This window comes from Flavitalea plasmicola, from assembly GCF_030546645.1.
Classification (GTDB): domain Bacteria; phylum Bacteroidota; class Bacteroidia; order Chitinophagales; family Chitinophagaceae; genus Puia.
The window spans coordinates 118322-136416 of sequence record NZ_JAUOTO010000012.1; the positions used below are offsets into that span (position 1 = coordinate 118322).

Here is an 18095-nt window from a genome sequence, read left to right on the forward strand (position 1 = left end):
TTCTAAACCATACCGGCAATAACGTGTTAGTATAGTGAGAATCGTACCTTTATGAGTTATTACAAATAATAAATATCTTTCAGGTAATTATATGAAAATTCTGTTAACCTATCTCAAGCCTTACAGGTGGCTGGTGGTGCTCGCTCTTTTTATGGCGGCCATCAACCAGACCTTCTCCATGCTGGACCCTTACTTCTTCGGTAAGCTGCTGGATGGCTATGCCACCCACCCTTTGACATACGGCCACTACGAAGCCAATAAAGTCTTTGTCCCCGAAGGCCCCCGGACCCAATCCGATTTCATCTGGGGCGTCCTGAAATTCCTGGGCATCCTCATCGGCGTAGCCATGGTCTCCCGGATCGCCAAAGCCTTCCAGGATTATTTCGGCAATGTCATCGTCCAGAAATTCGGGGCCACCATCTTTACCGACGGCCTTAGCCATTCCATGTCCCTTCCCTTCAGCGAGTTCGAGGATCAGCGCAGCGGCGAAACGCTGTCTACCTTATCCAAAGTACGTACCGACACGGAAAAATTTATTATCTCTTTTATCAATGTCCTCTTCGGTATCATCGTGGGCGTCGTTTTCATCTCCATTTATTCTTTCACCCTGCATTGGGCTATCATGCCGATCTATGTTGTCGGCATGATCCTGCTCGCACTGCTGACCAGCCTGCTCAGCAGAAAGATCAAGCGGATCCAGAAGACCATCGTCGCGGAGACCAACGCCCTGGCCGGCAGCACCACCGAATCCCTACGCAATATCGAGCTGGTGAAAAGCCTTGGATTGAGAGAACAGGAGGTCACCCGTCTCAATAACAACACATTCAAGATCCTGGGACTGGAGCTCCGCAAAGTAAAAAGCATCCGGGCCCTCAGCTTCGTACAGGGCACCTTTGTCAACTTCCTTCGTCAATGTATCATGTTCGTCCTTTTCTGGCTCGTCTTCAAAGGAAGATTGACCCCGGGCGAAGTATTGACCATGGTGTTCTATTCCTTCTTCATTTTCGGCCCCCTCCAGGAGCTGGGCAATATCATTCTTTCCTACCGGGAAGCCGAAGCCTCGCTGATCAATTTTCACAACCTGATGCTGAAGAAGCCGGAGCTGCCGCCCGCCGAGCCCCGTCACCTGGGCCCCGTGAGGACACTGTCTTTCCGGGACGTCGTCTTCAGACACCCCACCGCCCATCACAATGCCATCGACCACATCAGCTTCGATGCAAAATTCGGCGAGACACTTGCCTTTGTCGGCCCGTCGGGCAGCGGCAAGAGCACATTGATGAAGCTGCTGGTCGGCCTATACAGACCCAGGGAAGGGAATATCCTATACAATGGGATGGACGAGAACGCCATCGACTTTGACGACCTTCGTAAGCAAATAGGCTTCGTCACGCAGGATACACAGCTGTTCGCCGGCACCATAAAAGAAAACCTGCTCTTCGTCAACCCCGCCGCCACCGAACAGGACCTCCTGGAAGCCCTGGATAAGGCCAGCTGCACAAACCTGCTGCTCCGCGCCGAAAAAGGCATCGATACCATGATAGGAGAGGGCGGCCTCAAGCTGTCCGGCGGAGAAAAACAACGCCTTTCCATCGCACGGGCCCTGCTGAGAAAACCCAAGCTGCTGATCTTCGATGAAGCTACCTCCGCCCTCGACTCGCTGACGGAAGAAGAGATCACCCGGACCATCCGGGAAATTTCTTCCAGGGGAGACCAGATAACAATTCTCATCGCGCATCGTTTATCTACCATCATGCATGCCGACAGGATCTATGTACTGGAAAAAGGGGAGGTAGTGGAAACGGGCGCCCATGTGGAGCTGCTCGAGGAAAAAGGTCTTTATTACGCGATGTGGAGACAACAGATAGGCGAAAGGAAATATGCAACAATAAAAGCTACATGACACCCCTATCCGTCGTAATTATAACTTACAACGAGGAAAAGAATATCGAACGATGTATGCAGTCGGTGATGTCCGTTGCCGATGAGATCGTCGTGCTGGATTCCTTTTCCACGGATAAGACGGCGGCGATCGTACGGGATCTGGGAGGCCGGCTGCACCAACGCGCCTTCACCGGCTATGGATCGCAGAAGAACGCAGCCGCCGTCCTGGCCAGTCATGATCATATCCTGTTCCTGGACGCGGATGAGCTCCTCAGCGAAGAGCTCTGCACCAGCATCCTAAGGGAGAAGAACCAGGACTTTCCCCAGGACGGATACCTGATGAACCGGCTGAATAACTATTGCGGACAATGGATCCGCCATGGCAGCTGGTATCCCGACAGGAAGCTCCGCATGGCCCATAGGAAAAAAAGCGCCTGGAGCCTGGACATCGTCCATGAATCCCTGGTCCCGGACAATGATGCCCGAATCGGCCTGCTCACCGGCGACCTCCTTCACTATACCTATTCGAATTTCGACGACCATGTAGATAAGAACAACAAGTACAGCCGCCTCTCCGCACAGCTCCTGTTCGAAAGAGGAAAAAAGGTCACCTGGTTCAAGGTTGTCATCAACCCCTTCTGGGCCTTCCTGACCAGCTACTTCCTCCGGGCAGGCTTCTTAGATGGTTTCAACGGCTTCGTCATCGCGGTCCAGATCGGTCATCTCACTTTTCTGAAATATATTAAATTGCACCGCTTAAGACATCATAAATCATGAGATGGTTATCTGACCTTTTTGGACTCGTAAGCGGAAACACTGCAGTCCGGCAGGCCTTACAGGAAGGAGGCGTGGTCATCGATCTGCGGACCGCCTATGAATTCGACCAGGGACATGTTCCCCGGGCCCTGAATATTCCCATAGATCGGATCAGGGTCAACATCGGAAGGATCAGAGACCTGAGAAAACCCGTGATCCTCTGTTGCAACGCCGGGGTTCATTGCCGGGAAGCCGCGGAAATACTAAGGTCGGCCGGCATCACGCAGGTGTATAACGGAGGCGACTGGGAATCCCTGTGGCGGATAATAAAGGAACGCTGATCACCCCTCCTCCTCACTCCATCGCAGACTCGTTCACCTCTTTCATCCCCCGGGACAACCATACGGGCATTACCTCAATAGCCGTACCTTTGCCCCATGCCTGCACAAGAAAAGCCCGGATATTTCTGGAGCATCCTCACGATGAAATGCCCCCGCTGCCGCCGGGGTCATATGTTCAGCCAGCCCAACCCCTGGAAACTGCGACAGACCATGAAGATGCCAAAGACCTGCCCCGAATGCGGACAGCCTTTTGAATTGGAAGTAGGCTTCTGGTACGGCACCGGCTACGTCAGCTACGCACTTTCATTTGCGCTGTCCGTAGCAACCTTCGTCGCATGGTGGGTGCTGGTTGGATTGTCCACGGAGGACAATCGCTTCTTCTGGTGGATGGGGATCAATGCTTTCCTGCTCGTCGGTCTCCAACCGTGGTTGATGCGCATAAGCCGGGTGATCTACCTGTACTTTTTCGTCAGCTACGATCCCAACTATAAGCAAACGCCCGTAAAACGCTTCGATTATAAGACGGATGAATATTACCAGGACCATCCGAATGAAAGTTAAAAGCCACCCACCCGCCGGTGAATGGCTTTTTGTTTATGACATCGGGTTAGTAAATAAATAACGCCGGAAATGCAATATTATTTTGTAAAAACCCCTCACAGCCCCCCCGCACCTGTATTGTCCGCCTTCCGGACCGGGCTGAAATCCAGCGGAAAGCTCAGTTTCAGGCTGATATTGCGCCCCATATTATAGATCCCATGGCTGGGATGGGTGTCCGTCGCAGCGTAAAGAAAGTACTTCAACCGGCTGAGATGGTCGTAGTACGCCTTATCGAACAGATTGTCCCCATTGAGATATACATTGACGATGGTCTTCCCTTTCTTATCGGTAAAACCTCCTCCCACGCCTGCATTGAAGAGCGTATAGCCCGCCGAAGGCGTCTCCGTATTGTAGGCCAGGAAAGCCCTGTTCTGCGCCGCATAATATTCCATCTGAACTTTTACAAAAGCATGTACGAGGTGAGAAGTCCTGGACGCGAACTCATATCTCAATTCAGAGATACCATGCGTCGGCGGGATAAAAGGCAGATACCTGGCGCTGTCATTCAGCGCTTTTCCTTTCACGCCTTTATTGTTGCCATAAACGATGGAAAGGCTGTTTTCGAAATGCAGGGCCTTTATGGGATGGAAGTCCACGCTCACCTCGCCGCCGTAAAGCCGTGCGCGGGATGCGACGAATTGAAAATAGGTATTCTTCCCCGTTATATCCATGGAGTCGGAGCCGTCCGCCCGTTGCAGCTTCTGGTTATAGATATAGTTGGAGATGAAATTATTGAACAGGTCGAGACTGGCGACTACATACCGTGACGAATACACGAAGCCGAGGTCTTCCTGCAGGCTGAACTCGGGCTTGAAGTCAGGGTTGCCCAGCTGGTAGATATTAGTGCCGGGATGTACGCCATTGGCCGAGATCTCGGCAATATTGGGAGCGCGGAAGCCACGGGCGATATTGGCTTTGACGGCCAGCTGTTCGGAGAAATTGTAGGTGGCGCCCATGCTGCCGGACCAGCCGGTGAATGTTTTCTTATAATCGGTGAATTGAAGGTCCGCACCCGCCGTGTCCGCGCCATACACAGGCCGGTCAAAGCCCGTGGCCGGGTCAGTGGCAGTGTACAACGATGAATTGGTGAACCGGCGGGTGTCGAAACGCAGCCCCCCGGAAATATCCAGTTTGTCGAAGCTGCGTTTGGCCAGCAGGAATGGTCCCATGTCCATCTGGTGATAGGATGGGATAACGAATTCGGTCCCGTCCGCGCTGTTGTTCTGCTGGTACATGCCGTTTAGGCCCGCCGTCACGTTCCAGTTATCGAATTCCGGCAGAAAATATTTTACGTCATAGGTATAGCTGGTCAGCTGCAGGTAAAGACCGGGCGTGGTGTAAGCGACAGGATGGCTGTATTCCCTGCGGATGCTGCGCTGGAATCCCAGGTTCACCTGCAGCCTGCCTGCATCTCCCAGGGTAAAGCTGTTGCCGGAATAGACCCGGTAATGCTGCACATGCTGGTGCAGCTTTTCAATATGGTAGCTGCCCAGGTCCGCATCCGAAACGATCTGGCGCACCGTGTCCGCCTCCGTGATCTGTCGGGTAAACCGCCTCGTGGCGCTGTCCCTGCTGCCGTCAGGGATCTCCTGCAGGTCGTCATACAGCACGAAGTCCAGGTGCGAATAGCCCCACTTGCGGTGAAGTCCCAGGGAAGCGCTTGCGTCCGTCTCGCTGAATGCAGTGCCGAAGACACGGCCATCGATCTTATTCCTGTAATCCGCCGCCTGCTTATGGGAGATGCGGGCCATCCACTCCAGGCCGTTCATAGTGCCGCCCACGTAGCCGGACCCGCCCAGGTATTTATTATTCGTCTGATAGTCCATCGTGATATCACCCCGGATCTTCCCTTCCGGCGCAGGCTGCGTGGGGATGAGATTGACGACACCTGCAAGCGCGTCCGAGCCGAAGCTTAAGCTGGCAGGCCCCTTGATCACTTCCACGCGCTCCACACCATACTGGTCCACTTCGATGCCATGCTCATCCCCCCATTGCTGCCCCTCCTGCCGTATGCCGTCATACAGCGTGAGGATCCTGTTGTAGCCCAGACCCCGGATAAAAGGCTTGGAAACATTGGGGCCTGTGGTGACCGCCCTGATGCCGGGGATCCTGGAAATAGCGTCGATAGCGTTCGTGCTCAGATTGGAAATGAGATAATCATGATTGATGGCGACGATAGGAACGGGGCTTCTCTTGATCTGCGTAGCCTTCGAAAGCCCTGTCACCACGACGGGGCTTTCTTCCACATATTCGTCGGAAAGCGAAAAGTCCTGGACGACAGGGCCGCTGATAGTTACCGTCCTCGTGAAAGTTTTAAAACCGATGGAATGAACTTCAACCAGGTACCTCCCGGAAGGAAGCGAAGAGAATTTATAATACCCGGCCGTGTCCGTAACCACGCCCAGCTTAAGATCAGGGATATAGACAGTAGCGCCCGCAAGCGATGCGCCATGCTGGTCGGTGATCCTGCCGGTAAGACTGCCGGTGCCGGGCACAAATGCCATCAGAAGGAAGCTCAGAAAGAATAACGGGACTAGGTATATACATCGATTCATGACTGGGATCACCAATTTTTGCTACAAGGTTTCAAATTTAGGCCAGCCGGCGGCCTCAGCCTAATTTTAACCATTAAAATATGTTAATCAGATGGTAATGACCAGCCCGGTCATTTTTTCAGGACGACAGTGAAGATAGAGCCTTCGCCCGGGCAGCTCTCGCAGTGGATCTGGCCGTTCAGCTCTTCGCAGATGCGCTTCACGATGGAAAGACCCAGTCCGGTGGACGGCTCCCCGTTCGTGGGTTGAGAAGAGATCTTGCTATATTTCGAGAACAGGTGAGGCAGCTCGTCTTTTTCGATGCCCACCCCTTCATCCCGCACCTTGATGCTGATGGCATCCCTTTCATCGCTGACGCTCATCCAGACGTTTTTCCCCTGATCCGTATACTTGATGGCATTGGACAGCAGATTTTCCAGCATCCGGCTTAACAATTGCCGGTCGCTGAGGAAATACAAACTTTTTTCAGGGCATTCCAGGTGCAGCTGGATATTTTTTTTATCTGCCGCCGGCTGGAAAGTATCGATGACGGATTCCGAGAAGATCCGCAGGTCCACGTTCTCCAGCTGCAGCTTGTGTTGGTTGGTCTGCACCTTTTCCACGTCCAGGATATGACGGATCAGCTTTTCGCCATAGGCAGTAGCCTGCTCGATGCGGTTGAGCGCTTTCTTCTGCTCCGCGGTCAGGTTGCTGGCATCCACCTGCAGCAGCTGGGCCCACATGCCGATGCTCGCAAAGGGAGTGCTCAGGTCATGCGATACGATGCTGATCAAAGAGTTCTTTTCGAAATTCAGTTCCGAGAGCCGTTCATTCTGCCGCGTGACCAGGTCATTGGTGGCCTGCAGCTTCCGGTTGACCTTTCTTTTGATGACAAATGCCATGGCTGCCAGGATGGCTATCAGCAGCAGGCTGATGCTCATGATGACCATGATACGGGTGTGGAATTTCTGCTGGGTTATCTCTCCCTGGAGCAGCAGCATCTCGTTCTCATGTTGCCGGGCCTCATATTTTTCTTCCAGCTCGGCAATGGCCTTATAGGTCTCCCCATTCACGATGGCAGTATCCAGCTCATACCATTTGGACTGGTACTCATAAGCCTTCCTATAGTCGCCCCGGCGCTGCGCCAGTTTGGAGAGGATCTGATAGGTATCCGATTGTTTGCTCCTGGCATTCAGCTGCTCGGCCAGGCTCAGGGCAAGCGCGGCATACTTGCCCGCGGAATCCAGCACGTTCTTCTGGGTATAGGCATCGGCCAGATTAAGGACGTCAAACCACTGCGTCGCCTTGGCCGTAAGGCCCTGGGCCGCCACATGATGCCTGTAGTTGTCCGCAAAATATATGATGGCCTTATCGTAGTTCTTCAGAAAATAATAGGTTTGTCCCAGATTGTTGTACAGGTTGGACAGGTCTTCTTTTCCTTGTTCTTCCAGGGGTTTACCGATCCGCAGGCCTTCCTGCAGGAAAAGGAGCGCGCTGTCATAAAGGCCTAAATGGTTATATAAAGGAGCCAGGTTGATATAGCTGGTGAGGAGAGATCCGGCGTCCCCTCTTTTCTTGTTCAGGGCCACGCATTCCAGGTAGACATCTTTTGCCTTCTTCGGCTGCTTCATTTCCGTATACATGACAGCCAGGTCCGTCAGGGCATTGATCTGATGCTGGATATCGTCGATCTTCCTGGCCTCGTCCAGGGACTGGAGATAATAGTCGATGGCCCGCTTGTAATCGGCTTTGTTTTCATAATAGAAACCGTGCAGGCGAAGCGCCATCACCCTGGCTTTTAAGTAGCCGGTCTTCGGGCCGGCCTGATCGATGAAGTCCGCATAATAGCGGATGGAATCCACCTGCGCTTCCGTAAAGTGAATACCCTTTCCATACGCTGCTATAATACTGGCGCTGTCCATCTGAGCGGACAACGCAGAATAGATAATAAGCAGTAAGAAAAGGGTCAATGGCCGCTTCACTTATTTTAGTTGGCTTTACTTTACGATAATCATCTTTTGCGGATACAGTAAGTTTCTTTTGAGCACCTTAGTGCAATTGTGGTTACAGCGTTAGTCGATCAGCTTATTCCGGAGGGCAAATTTTACGAGGCCTACAGTATTATTTACACCCAGCTTGGCAATGAGGTTCTTGCGATGTGTCTCCACCGTGCTTACGCTTAGAAAAAGCTTATCGGCGATCTCGGCATTGCTATATTCCCGGCAGATAAGCTTGAGCACTTCCAGCTCGCGACGGGAAAGGATCTCATCTATCTGTTTGTCTTCAATGGTAATGGTGTTTCGGAAATCTTCATCCCTGTCCCCTATGTTGATATCCTTGCTGAAATAGCTGCCGCCGTTCTGTACGGCTTGCAGGGCTGTCAGCAGCTCATCGAGCGTGGCATTCTTCAGCACATATCCCTGGATATTATGACGGGTAAGCTTATGGATATAGCGGGTGCCACGCAACAGCGTGAGATAAATGATCTTCAGGTCCTGACGGCTGGCCCGGATGCTTTGCAACAGCTCTTCTTCTCCCATGTCCGGAAGATAAACGTCCAGCAATAAAATGTCGGTCTGGATGTCATTAAGGCGCGATAGCAGATCCTTTCCGGATTGAGCGGTCCCGACGACTTCTATGCCTTCCTGCCTGCCCAGCAATAGGGCCAATCCTTCCAGGTACATTTCATGATCATCAGTAATGAATACTCGAATCATTGTATAAATAGTGGATTCCTTATTACGGAAAAAAGATTGTCAGCGGTTAAAATGCCTATGACCAGTAAGCGTTTAACGAGAAAGCAAGTTAAAACTATTTATGATATGACACCGTGAAAATATGACGGGTAGCCCCTCTTTTAATTTAGAAAGTGCCCCTTATCCGTCCTGTAGTATAAGGACGTAATACAGAGAGACGAAATATGACAATGCCGCGGACCTAATTCAGGTGCTCTATTACCCCGGCAATCCCCTGCCCGCCACCGACACAGGCAGTAACGATGCCGTATTTCTTTTTCAGCCTTTTCAGGTCGTGGACGAGCTGGATGGTCAGCTTGCAGCCGGAGCAGCCCAGCGGATGCCCCAGGGCAATAGCGCCTCCGTTGACGTTGACGATGGCCGGATCTATGCCCAGCTGGCGGATCACGGCCAGGGACTGGGATGCAAAAGCCTCATTGAGCTCTACCAGGTCGATCTGACCCAGGTTCATACCGGCCTGCTTCAATACTTTGGGCACCGCTTCTACGGGACCAATGCCCATGATACGGGGATGCACCCCGGCGCTGGCGCAGGCCACGAGACGGGCAATAGGCTGAAGCCCCAACTCCTTCATCATCCGCTCGCCCATGACGATGACAAAGGCGGCGCCATCACTGGTCTGGGAAGAGTTGCCCGCCGTAATACAGCCGCCGGCGGCGAACACGGGCTTCAATTTGGCCAACGCTTCCAGGGAAGTGTCAGCCCTGGGGCCTTCATCCGTATCTACCGTAAAGCTCCTTTTCTGCTTTTTGCCTTTCTCATCCACATAGATCTCCTCCACCTGCAGCGGAAGGATCCCCTCCTTGAAATAGCCGTTCCCGATAGCCTTGATGGCCTTCTGGTGCGACTCGTAGGAGAATTGGTCCTGGTCCTCCCGGCTGACCTTGAACTCCCTGGCTACGGCCTCGGCCGTCAGGCCCATATTCAGATAATAATCGGGATCTTCGGATGCAATGGAATAGGCAGGCACCGTCTTCCAGCCCGCTGTGGGCACCATGCTCATACTTTCCGTTCCACCGGCAATAATACAATCGGCCATGCCGGTGCGGATCTTGGCAGTGGCAATAGCAATGGTTTCCAGGCCACTGGCGCAATACCGGTTCACCGTGACGCCGGGAGCATGTATGCCTACGGCCCGGGCGGCAATGATCCGCCCCACCTGCAGCCCCTGCTCGGCCTCGGGTACAGCGTTGCCCACGATGACATCGTCCACCCGCCTGGGCTCCAGCTGCGGGACGGATGCCAACAACCCTTTTATCACATCGATGGCCATGTCATCAGGCCTGTAAAAACGGAACTTCCCTCGCTTGGATTTACCTACTGCCGAGCGATAGCCGGCGACAATGTATGCTTCCTGCATAATGATAGCTTTCGTTAGTTGTTTATGCAACTGTCTGTATCAAAGATAAGATTTTGAGGGCAAATCCCAAAGCGATTCGACCAACCATTATATCTTCGCGCCATGTACAAGTTTTTCCGAAATATCTTGTTCCTGTTCCCTACCGAAGATGTGCATTATTTCAGCATGAACATGTTAAGAGCGCTCTGCCGCTGGCGCTGGTCCAGGCAGCTGGTGACCTGGGCCTGCCGGCCGGACGAAGCTGCAAGCTACAAGCTACAAGCTGCAAGTGAGGACAGGGGAGGCGGTTCCCTGCAGAAAGAGGTATTCGGTCTCACGTTCCGCAACCCCGTTGGCCTGGGAGCCGGATTTGACAAGAACGCCCTTTACCTCAGGGAACTGGACGCCCTGGGCTTCGGATTCGTCGAAATAGGAACAGTGACCCCCCTGCCCCAGGACGGGAACGAAAAACCCAGGCTATTCCGCCTCCCCCAGGACCAGGCATTGATCAACCGGATGGGCTTTAACAACGAAGGCGTACAGGTCATCGCACAGCGGTTGAAACAATGGCGGGAGAAGAACGGCGCCCGGTCCGGCGGCAACCAGCGCCTTCCGCTGATCGTCGGCGGCAACATCGGTAAGAACAAGGCCACTCCCAACGAGGAAGCGTGGAAAGACTATATCATCTGCTTTCGCGAGCTCTTCGACCACGTGGATTATTTCGTGGTCAATGTCAGCTCTCCCAATACGCCGGGACTGCGTGCGCTGCAGGAAAAGGACGCCCTGCACAATATCCTCACCCGCCTGCAGGCGCTGAACCAGGAGATGGCCGCCGTCCGCCATATCCCGCCAAGGCCCCTGCTGCTGAAGATCGCGCCCGACCTTACCTGGCAGCAGATAGACGACGTGGTGGACCTGGCTATGGAGATCAGGCTGGATGGACTCGTGGCCGCCAATACCACCATCAGCCGGGACGGGCTGATCACGTCCCCCGCCCGCCTGGAAACCATCGGCGCCGGTGGATTAAGCGGCGCCCCCTTAAAAGAGAGATCGACCGAAATAGTCCGGTATATACACAAGAAAACAGGAGGGACCCTTCCCATCATCGCCTCCGGCGGGATCTTTACAGGCGAGGACGGCCTGGAGAAAACAGCGGCAGGCGGCTCGCTGGTGCAGGTATGGACCGGTTTTATCTACGAAGGCCCCTTTATCGTGGGCCGGATCTGCGCAAAACTGCAACGTTGACACAGTTATGGCCTCAATCGACACACTTATTGCCAAAATCAACACGAGTATCAATTCAGACGCGCGGAATGCACTTTTTTCATTGCGATAGCCGTTATTTGCGGCACAACCCCAAGCTTGAAACAATGAAAAATGTTGCCCTTTTTGTGCTTCTACCCGCCTGCCACTACAACTTTCAACATTGAGCTTTACATAATGACGGCGTCACCACCCAAACCCCTAAACCATTAAAGGCGGTGATTGATCGTCAGGCTTTTCCTAACAGCCTTTTTCTATGAAATTGCAACAGGCATCGTCGAAGGACGGTGCCTTTTTTTGTGGGGTAAAGGTCTTATTTTTACGGCCTCTTAATGATCTTAACGCACACACACTTATGGCTCCCCTCTTTAGTATTGATTCGCTTATTAGTCTGTTCACCCTTTCGCTTTTGGAGATCGTACTGGGTATCGATAACGTTATTTTTGTATCCATCCTCATCGGCAGGCTGGCTCCGGATAAACAGCTGAGCGCCCGTCGCATCTGGATGATCGCCGGCATCCTGATCAGAAGCCTCCTTCTGCTGGGACTGGGATGGCTGGTAACCAATGGCAGCAAAGAGCTTTTCTCCGTGTTTGGCTATGGGTTCAGCATACGCAATCTCGTTATGCTGGCAGGCGGGCTGTTCCTCTTATATAAGACCGTGAAGGAAATTCATGAAAAGCTGGAAGGGGACGGTCACGAACTGGCGGCGGCGGATAAGCCGTCCATGTCATTCGGCGCCATCGTCACCCAAATCGTTCTGGTGGACACCGTTTTCTCATTTGATAGTATCATCACAGCCGTAGGATTGGCCCGACAGGTACCCGTCATGATCACCGCCGTGATCATTGCCATGATCATCATGTTCTTCTTTTCCCAGAAGATCGCGGATTTCATCAACAGGCGGCCTACCCTCAAGATCCTTGCGCTCGCTTTCCTGCTGATGGTAGGATTCAGTCTTTTCTTCGAAGGCCTGGAGCCCATTCATCATGCCCATATCGACAAAGGCTACATCTATTTCTCCATGGCCTTTGCCTTCGGTGTCGAGCTGCTGAATACACGCTATAAAAAGAAAACGATAAAGCCACATGACAAACACTAAAACCACCACCGTCATCGATGCCCGCATCGACGCGTACATCATCAGATCGGCTGATTTTGCACGCCCCATCCTCGAACACATCCGCAAGCTGGTGCATAAAGCCTGGCCCGGCGTGGAGGAAACGATCAAATGGGGCATGCCGTTCTTCCAGAACAACGGCAGCATCCTCTGTAACATGGCGGCCTTTAAGGCGCATTGCGCTTTCGGGCTGTGGAATGCCTCGCTGCTGAAAGATCCCGAAGGCATCCTGCAGTTAAAGGAAAAGAACGCGATGGGACATCTGGACCGGATCACCTCTAAGAAAGACCTGCCTTCGGACAAGATCATGATCGCTTACATCCGCGAAGCTGCGGAGCTCAACGAAAAGGGTATCAAGAAAACAAAGCCCAAAGCAGCCCCCAAAAAGGAACCACCCATCCCGGCGGCGTTGACTACGGCCCTGAAAAAAAACAAAAAAGCGCTGGCTGCATTTGAGGCATTTTCACCTTCCCACCGGCGGGAATACATCGAATGGATCGCGGAAGCGAAGACTGAGGCCACACGGGAAAAACGTATAGCCACCGCCATGGAATGGCTGACCGAAGGCAAGTCGTTGCGCTGGAAATACCAGAAAAAATAATTCTATCAACGTATACACATAAGCGTTGCCGCCACCACGCCCGCCGTCTCCGTCCGCAGGCGCGTCTCCCCCAACGTAACAGGCAGAAGACCGCTGCCCAGCGCCATTTCAATCTCGTTTTTGGTAAAATCCCCTTCCGGCCCGATGAGGATCAGCTGCGAAGCCGCGGCCGAAGCACGCGCCGCCACGGCCAGGGATGAACGCTCCGTCTCCACGCAATGTGCGATAAAACCCTCCTCCCCGGAACTTTCCCGGATCACCTGCGCCAACGGGGTAGGAGTCCGCAATGCGGGTAGCCAGGTCTGCTGCGATTGGAGCATCGCGCTTACCAGGATATTTTGCATCCTGTCCTGGCGGAAATGCTGCTTCTCCGTCCTTTCGCACAGCAGCGGGACAATACCCGTCACACCGATCTCCGTCGCCTTCTCCAGGAACCATTCGAAGCGGGAAGCGTTCTTCAGCAGAGACATGGCCACGGTCACCTTCCTCGTCCGGCCCGGCTGAAAAACCGACGCATTTACCCTGACCAGGCATTTCTTCTTGTGATCGTCCAGGATCGCCGCCGTCAGCAACCATCCACTACCGTCCGTCAGCAGCAGCTGCTGTCCCTTCTGCATCCGCAGCACCTGGACCACATGACGGGAATTATCTTCGTCCAGCGTTATTTCAACATCGCCGGGACGATACGCGGATAGATAAAAAAAAGGTAATGCCATCGGAGCTTCTTATCAGGCGAAGTTACAGGCCCCGGGGCTTGGATTATCCGGTTTACTGCTTATTTTGTTTGTACTATGGAAAAACGCCCCCTCCCTCAACAAGACCTGCCGTAATGGTCAGTGCAAAATAAAAGCCCCTCGTAAGGAGCTGTTTATTGCTATTTGATTAGCGAACCTCAGACAAACTTAATTCAACTCTGGCTTGTAGCTTGCAGCTTGTAGCTCACAGCTCACAGCTAGAAAGGCACATCGTCCTCGTCGATAGGCAGGTCCTTCATCCGGCTGCCGGCCTGGATATACAGCTTGGCGCCGCCGCCATCGTCATCCTGAACAGGCTTCCAGCTGCCGCCGGAAGGCATGCCGATGCCCCCGAAATCATCCCCCTCGTACTCAGTGAACTTCTGTATATGGAGCAGCGCCCGCAGCTTGACGGTATCCAGGGAGCCGTTACGGTGCTTGGCGATCTTCACATGTGTCTCCCCTTTATTGCTTTCTCCCATTTCATTGGCGGTGATGCCATAATATTCGGGCCGGTACAGGAACATCACCATGTCGGCATCCTGTTCGATAGCGCCTGATTCACGCAGATCGCTCAGCTGGGGGATCTTCTCCCCTTCCTTGCGCGATTCAACGGCACGGCTCAGCTGGGACAGGGCGATGATAGGCACCTGGAGCTCTTTTGCCAGACCTTTCAGCGCACGCGAGATCTGGCTGATCTCCTGTTCGCGGTTGCCCTTATTGTCGCCGCCCCCGCTCATCAGCTGCAGGTAGTCGATGATGATAAAGCCGATATTATGCTTGTTTTTCAGACGGCGGCACTTGGCGCGCAGCTCGAAAATATTGAGGGCAGGGGTGTCATCGATGAAAATAGGAGCTTTTGCCAGCCTGTCGATCCCTTTCTTGTACAGTTGCTTCATCTCATGATCCTCCAGGCGGCCGCGGGCGATCTTTTCCATAAAGATCTCGCTCTCAGCGCTAAGGATACGTTGCACCAGCTGAGCAGAGCTCATTTCAAGGCTGAAGAAAGCAACGGGAGTAGGCTTGATATTATTCAGGGCGGCATTACGGGCCAGGTTAAGGGCGAAAGCCGTTTTACCCACGGCAGGACGGGCAGCCAGGATAATAAGGTCCGTCGGCTGCCAGCCATAAGTGATCTTATCCAGGGTGGAAAATCCGCTGGGCACGCCGGAGATCTCATCCTTTTTGTTCCGCATCTCTTCGATCCGCTGGATCGTTTTGACCAGGACGCTGTCGATGCTGTCGAAATTCTTTCGAAGGTGATTGTTGGTGATCTCGAATAGTTTGCTCTCCGCGTCGTCCAGCAAGTCGAATACGTCTGTGCTGTCCTCGTAGGCGTCTCCGATGATCTCCCCGCTGATGCGGATCAGCTCCCGCTGGATGAATTTCTGCAGGACGATGCGGGAGTGCGTTTCTATATTGGCGGAAGACACCACCGAATTGGTCAGCTTCGTCACATAATAGGGGCCGCCTACCACCTCCAGGTCTTCCCGGACCTTCAGCTCTTCCACCACCGTGAGGATATCGATGGGCTGACTTTTCTGGGCCAGGGACTGCATGGCCTTGTATATGCGTTGATGACCCTCCAGGTAAAAGCATTCGGGCTTTAAGATCTCCACAACAGTATCAAAAGCACTTTTTTCCAGCATGATGGCGCCCAGTACAGCCTCCTCCAGTTCCTTGGCCTGAGGAGGAATTTTACCATAAACCATGGTGCTGAGATCCACAGTAGGCTTGCGCCTGAATTTGCTGCGGTCCTTGTTGAGATTAAGGTTAGTAAGATCCATTGATAAACCGTCCAAATAATTAAAAAATAGGGTGTCCAGCACAAAACGAACCCAGGGTTCGTGTCCGAAGGACCATCCTTCAGACGTGTCCGGCAAATGGGTTACTTTGTCACTGCACACCCGTTTGTCGGACACACCATCCCGTCCAGGGGACCAGGCTCATTAGGTTAGTGTTCCAGCCTATATTATATTAAGAAATTGTTATGGCAAAATGAACAGAATGTTACCCCTTTGAGTCAGGAGGGCGAATATAGAACTCAAAATCCCGTCGAAAAAACTTTTTCTTTTTCTATATTTTTCCTACCAAAATCCACTCTGTTATCCACATTTAACCCCCGGTTATACACACTAACCCGCCAGCTATCCACAATTTAAAAAAGTTTTCAGCCATTTCCCGTTTTAAATTCACACCTGCTGTGCACAAAGATTTAAGGCCAAATATTTTGCCAGGAGGCTGAAACACCAGAATGCGGTTTGAAGGGTTTTGGAGCACAAAAAAAGATCCCCAGCGGCCTTGAAACACGCTGGGGATAGTAATTTGAACCAGGGCTATTGTCTCTCTGGTCTGGTATTTTGCTTGTCCTCACTCGGTTTGGGCGGGGGAGGAGGGGTAACGGTGCGGGTTACGGGCCGTGGCTGCACCGGCGGAGCCTGCGGAGGCGTAGGCCTGGGCGTCAGCTGGCGCGGGGCCGGTTGCTGCTGTACAGGTTGGTTCACCGGCTGCACCGCAGGCCTCGTGGGCCTCGCCACAGGCTGATTGGAGGGCTGCGACGGCTGTTGGGCAGGAGGGGCCGGCTGCTGCACTGGCTGCGCAGGCTGCTGAGCGGGCTGCGATGGCTGCTGTACAGGTCTTCCCCAGGGTCTGCCAGGACGGCTTGCCGGCGGGTTCGCCGGCTGCTGCACAGGAGGCGAAGGTTGTACAGGTTGGGCCGGTTGGTCCACTGGCTGAGCAGGTTGTTGTGCGGGCTGTGACGGCTGCTGTACAGGTCTTCCCCAAGGTCTGCCAGGACGGCTTGCCGGCTGTTGCACGGGCTGGGAAGGCTGCAGCACAGGCTGTGAGGGCTGCTGCTGTACGGGCTGTTGCACTGGCGGCTGCACTGCGGGCCTCGTCGGCCTCGTCTGCGGCTCAGCAGGTGGCGTGTAAGGCCTCGTCACAGGCTGGTTATCGGGCCGCGACGGCTGTTGCACGGGCTGCCCGGGTTGGTTCGGGAACCCTGACACAGGCCGCCCGGTGACAGGCCTGTTATCCCTGTTGGGATAGCCATTGCTGGCAGGAGGCCTGTTGCCGTAGACCGTTGTATTCACCGGCCTGACGGTATTCATGCTGTTCACCCTGGTGGGCGCCGGACGGGACGAGCCGTAATTGCCGGCATTATACCGGGGCCCTTCGTTTATTCGGGGGCGATAGATCACCATCCCATTGTTGCTCACTTGCTGGCCGGGTCTGCTGGCAGTCCTGATGGGCATGGGTCTTATACTGTAGCCTGAATATCTTCCTACTTCATTCGGATCGGGACCGCGGCCATAGTTCACGCTCCGGGTAGGCCCATTGTTATTGATGATCGTCGTATTGTTGATGATCGTGGTACGATTGATGATCGTCACATTCCGGGATTCATTGACATAATAGCTGCGGATCTGGGGACTCCCGACATACTGGTGCGGGACAAAGCACCAATAGTGTGGCGGGGGGGCATAACCGCCGCCATAGGACATGCCAAAGCTGACCCCCGGCTCCATGGGAGCCCAGCCATAATATTCGTCGCTGTTCCTCCAGGTCACCCAGGCCGGCGCCCACTCATTGCCCGGGACCCACATCCAGCCATAGCCATCGGCAAAGAACCAGCGGCCATAGTGGAAGGCAGCCCAGCCCCAGGGATAGTCGGAAGCCCAGGTCCAGCCATCTTCGGTGTATACCCAATGGCCATTGGTGGCATAGGGCTTGAAATCAGGACCGACATCCGGTAACCAGACATATCCGTAATTGGGATCATCTATCCATTGCCCGTAGGGGCTCAGATCATCATAAAAAGATTGATAGGAAGCTTCCGGCTCAGGTTCCGGAGCCGGAGGCGGAGGGGGCGGCGGCATAGGCTGCGCCGAAGGCGGAGGAGGCGAAGGCCGCTGAACCACATAAGTGGGACCGCAGGCTGTTAAACCTACCAATCCCAGGATCGCAAAAATGTACAGGTGCTTTTTCATAAACCAGATTTTTAAGGAGTACTACATAGAATAAGACTGCACGATCTATGCTAGGTAAAGCGACCCCAAAAGTATTAACATTTGATTACCACTTCCTACCCGCAACAGCCCAAATCTCACACTTATCTGGCTTAAAAACGTAATTATCAGCGAAATATTTCCATCCCCCGGCCGAAGTCAC

At 53.5% G+C, this 18095-nt stretch carries 14 protein-coding genes; 7 read left to right on the forward strand and 7 right to left on the reverse strand.

Annotated features, from left to right (window positions below; all coding sequences use genetic code 11):
• Positions 1 to 91 precede the first annotated feature (91 nt).
• The 4 genes from Q4E93_RS33365 to Q4E93_RS33380 all read left to right on the forward strand — a co-directional run bounded on the left by Q4E93_RS33365 (position 92) and on the right by Q4E93_RS33380 (position 3539).
• Positions 92 to 1900 (forward strand): ABC transporter ATP-binding protein, encoded by a 1809-nt coding sequence (locus Q4E93_RS33365; protein ID WP_303592305.1) that lies wholly within the window; start codon positions 92 to 94, stop codon positions 1898 to 1900.
• Entirely contained in the window at positions 1897 to 2658 is a 762-nt protein-coding gene (locus Q4E93_RS33370) for a glycosyltransferase family 2 protein (protein WP_303592307.1), read from the forward strand. Before Q4E93_RS33365 ends, Q4E93_RS33370 begins: the two co-directional genes overlap by 4 nt.
• A complete protein-coding gene (locus Q4E93_RS33375) occupies positions 2655 to 2978 on the forward strand; it encodes a rhodanese-like domain-containing protein (protein WP_303592309.1) in 324 nt (107 codons plus the stop codon). Before Q4E93_RS33370 ends, Q4E93_RS33375 begins: the two co-directional genes overlap by 4 nt.
• 96 nt (positions 2979 to 3074) lie before the next feature.
• Positions 3075 to 3539, forward strand: coding sequence for a DUF983 domain-containing protein (locus tag Q4E93_RS33380; RefSeq protein ID WP_303592311.1), 465 nt, complete (start codon positions 3075 to 3077; stop codon positions 3537 to 3539).
• Positions 3540 to 3634: 95 nt separating this feature from the next.
• Here Q4E93_RS33380 and Q4E93_RS33385 read toward each other — a convergent pair whose 3' ends face one another.
• The 4 genes from Q4E93_RS33385 to Q4E93_RS33400 form a co-directional block, all read right to left on the reverse strand.
• Positions 3635 to 6133 (reverse strand): TonB-dependent receptor, encoded by a 2499-nt coding sequence (locus tag Q4E93_RS33385; RefSeq protein WP_303592313.1) that lies wholly within the window; start codon positions 6131 to 6133, stop codon positions 3635 to 3637.
• A 110-nt stretch (positions 6134 to 6243) separates the two neighbouring features.
• Entirely contained in the window at positions 6244 to 8082 is a 1839-nt protein-coding gene (locus Q4E93_RS33390) for a tetratricopeptide repeat-containing sensor histidine kinase (protein ID WP_303592315.1), read from the reverse strand.
• Positions 8083 to 8184: 102 nt separating this feature from the next.
• A complete protein-coding gene (locus Q4E93_RS33395) occupies positions 8185 to 8829 on the reverse strand; it encodes a response regulator transcription factor (protein WP_303592317.1) in 645 nt (214 codons plus the stop codon).
• Between the two features lie 220 nt (positions 8830 to 9049).
• The gene (locus Q4E93_RS33400) at positions 9050 to 10228 is read right to left on the reverse strand and encodes an acetyl-CoA C-acyltransferase (protein WP_303592318.1); all 1179 of its coding nucleotides are present in this window, start codon (positions 10226 to 10228) and stop codon (positions 9050 to 9052) included.
• A gap of 102 nt (positions 10229 to 10330) precedes the next feature.
• Between Q4E93_RS33400 and Q4E93_RS33405 the strand changes: the two genes are divergently transcribed.
• The 3 genes from Q4E93_RS33405 (at position 10331) to Q4E93_RS33415 (ending at position 13191) form a co-directional block, all read left to right on the forward strand.
• Complete coding sequence (locus Q4E93_RS33405; protein WP_303592320.1) at positions 10331 to 11452, forward strand: quinone-dependent dihydroorotate dehydrogenase; 1122 nt, start codon at positions 10331 to 10333, stop codon at positions 11450 to 11452.
• A gap of 373 nt (positions 11453 to 11825) precedes the next feature.
• Positions 11826 to 12572, forward strand: a complete 747-nt coding sequence (locus tag Q4E93_RS33410) for a TerC family protein (protein WP_303592322.1) — start codon at positions 11826 to 11828, stop codon at positions 12570 to 12572.
• Entirely contained in the window at positions 12559 to 13191 is a 633-nt protein-coding gene (locus tag Q4E93_RS33415) for a YdeI/OmpD-associated family protein (protein ID WP_303592324.1), read from the forward strand. Before Q4E93_RS33410 ends, Q4E93_RS33415 begins: the two co-directional genes overlap by 14 nt.
• Before the next feature lie 5 nt (positions 13192 to 13196).
• Here the strand turns inward: Q4E93_RS33415 and Q4E93_RS33420 are convergent, their stop codons facing one another.
• The 3 genes from Q4E93_RS33420 to Q4E93_RS33430 form a co-directional block, all read right to left on the reverse strand.
• Entirely contained in the window at positions 13197 to 13907 is a 711-nt protein-coding gene (locus Q4E93_RS33420) for an RsmE family RNA methyltransferase (RefSeq protein WP_303592326.1), read from the reverse strand.
• 236 nt (positions 13908 to 14143) lie between these two features.
• Positions 14144 to 15712: a replicative DNA helicase gene (dnaB, locus tag Q4E93_RS33425; RefSeq protein ID WP_303592328.1), complete on the reverse strand. Its 1569-nt coding sequence runs from the start codon at positions 15710 to 15712 to the stop codon at positions 14144 to 14146.
• Positions 15713 to 16261: 549 nt separating this feature from the next.
• Positions 16262 to 17914, reverse strand: a complete 1653-nt coding sequence (locus Q4E93_RS33430) for a DUF6600 domain-containing protein (protein WP_303592330.1) — start codon at positions 17912 to 17914, stop codon at positions 16262 to 16264.
• Between the last annotated feature and the right edge of the window lie 181 nt (positions 17915 to 18095).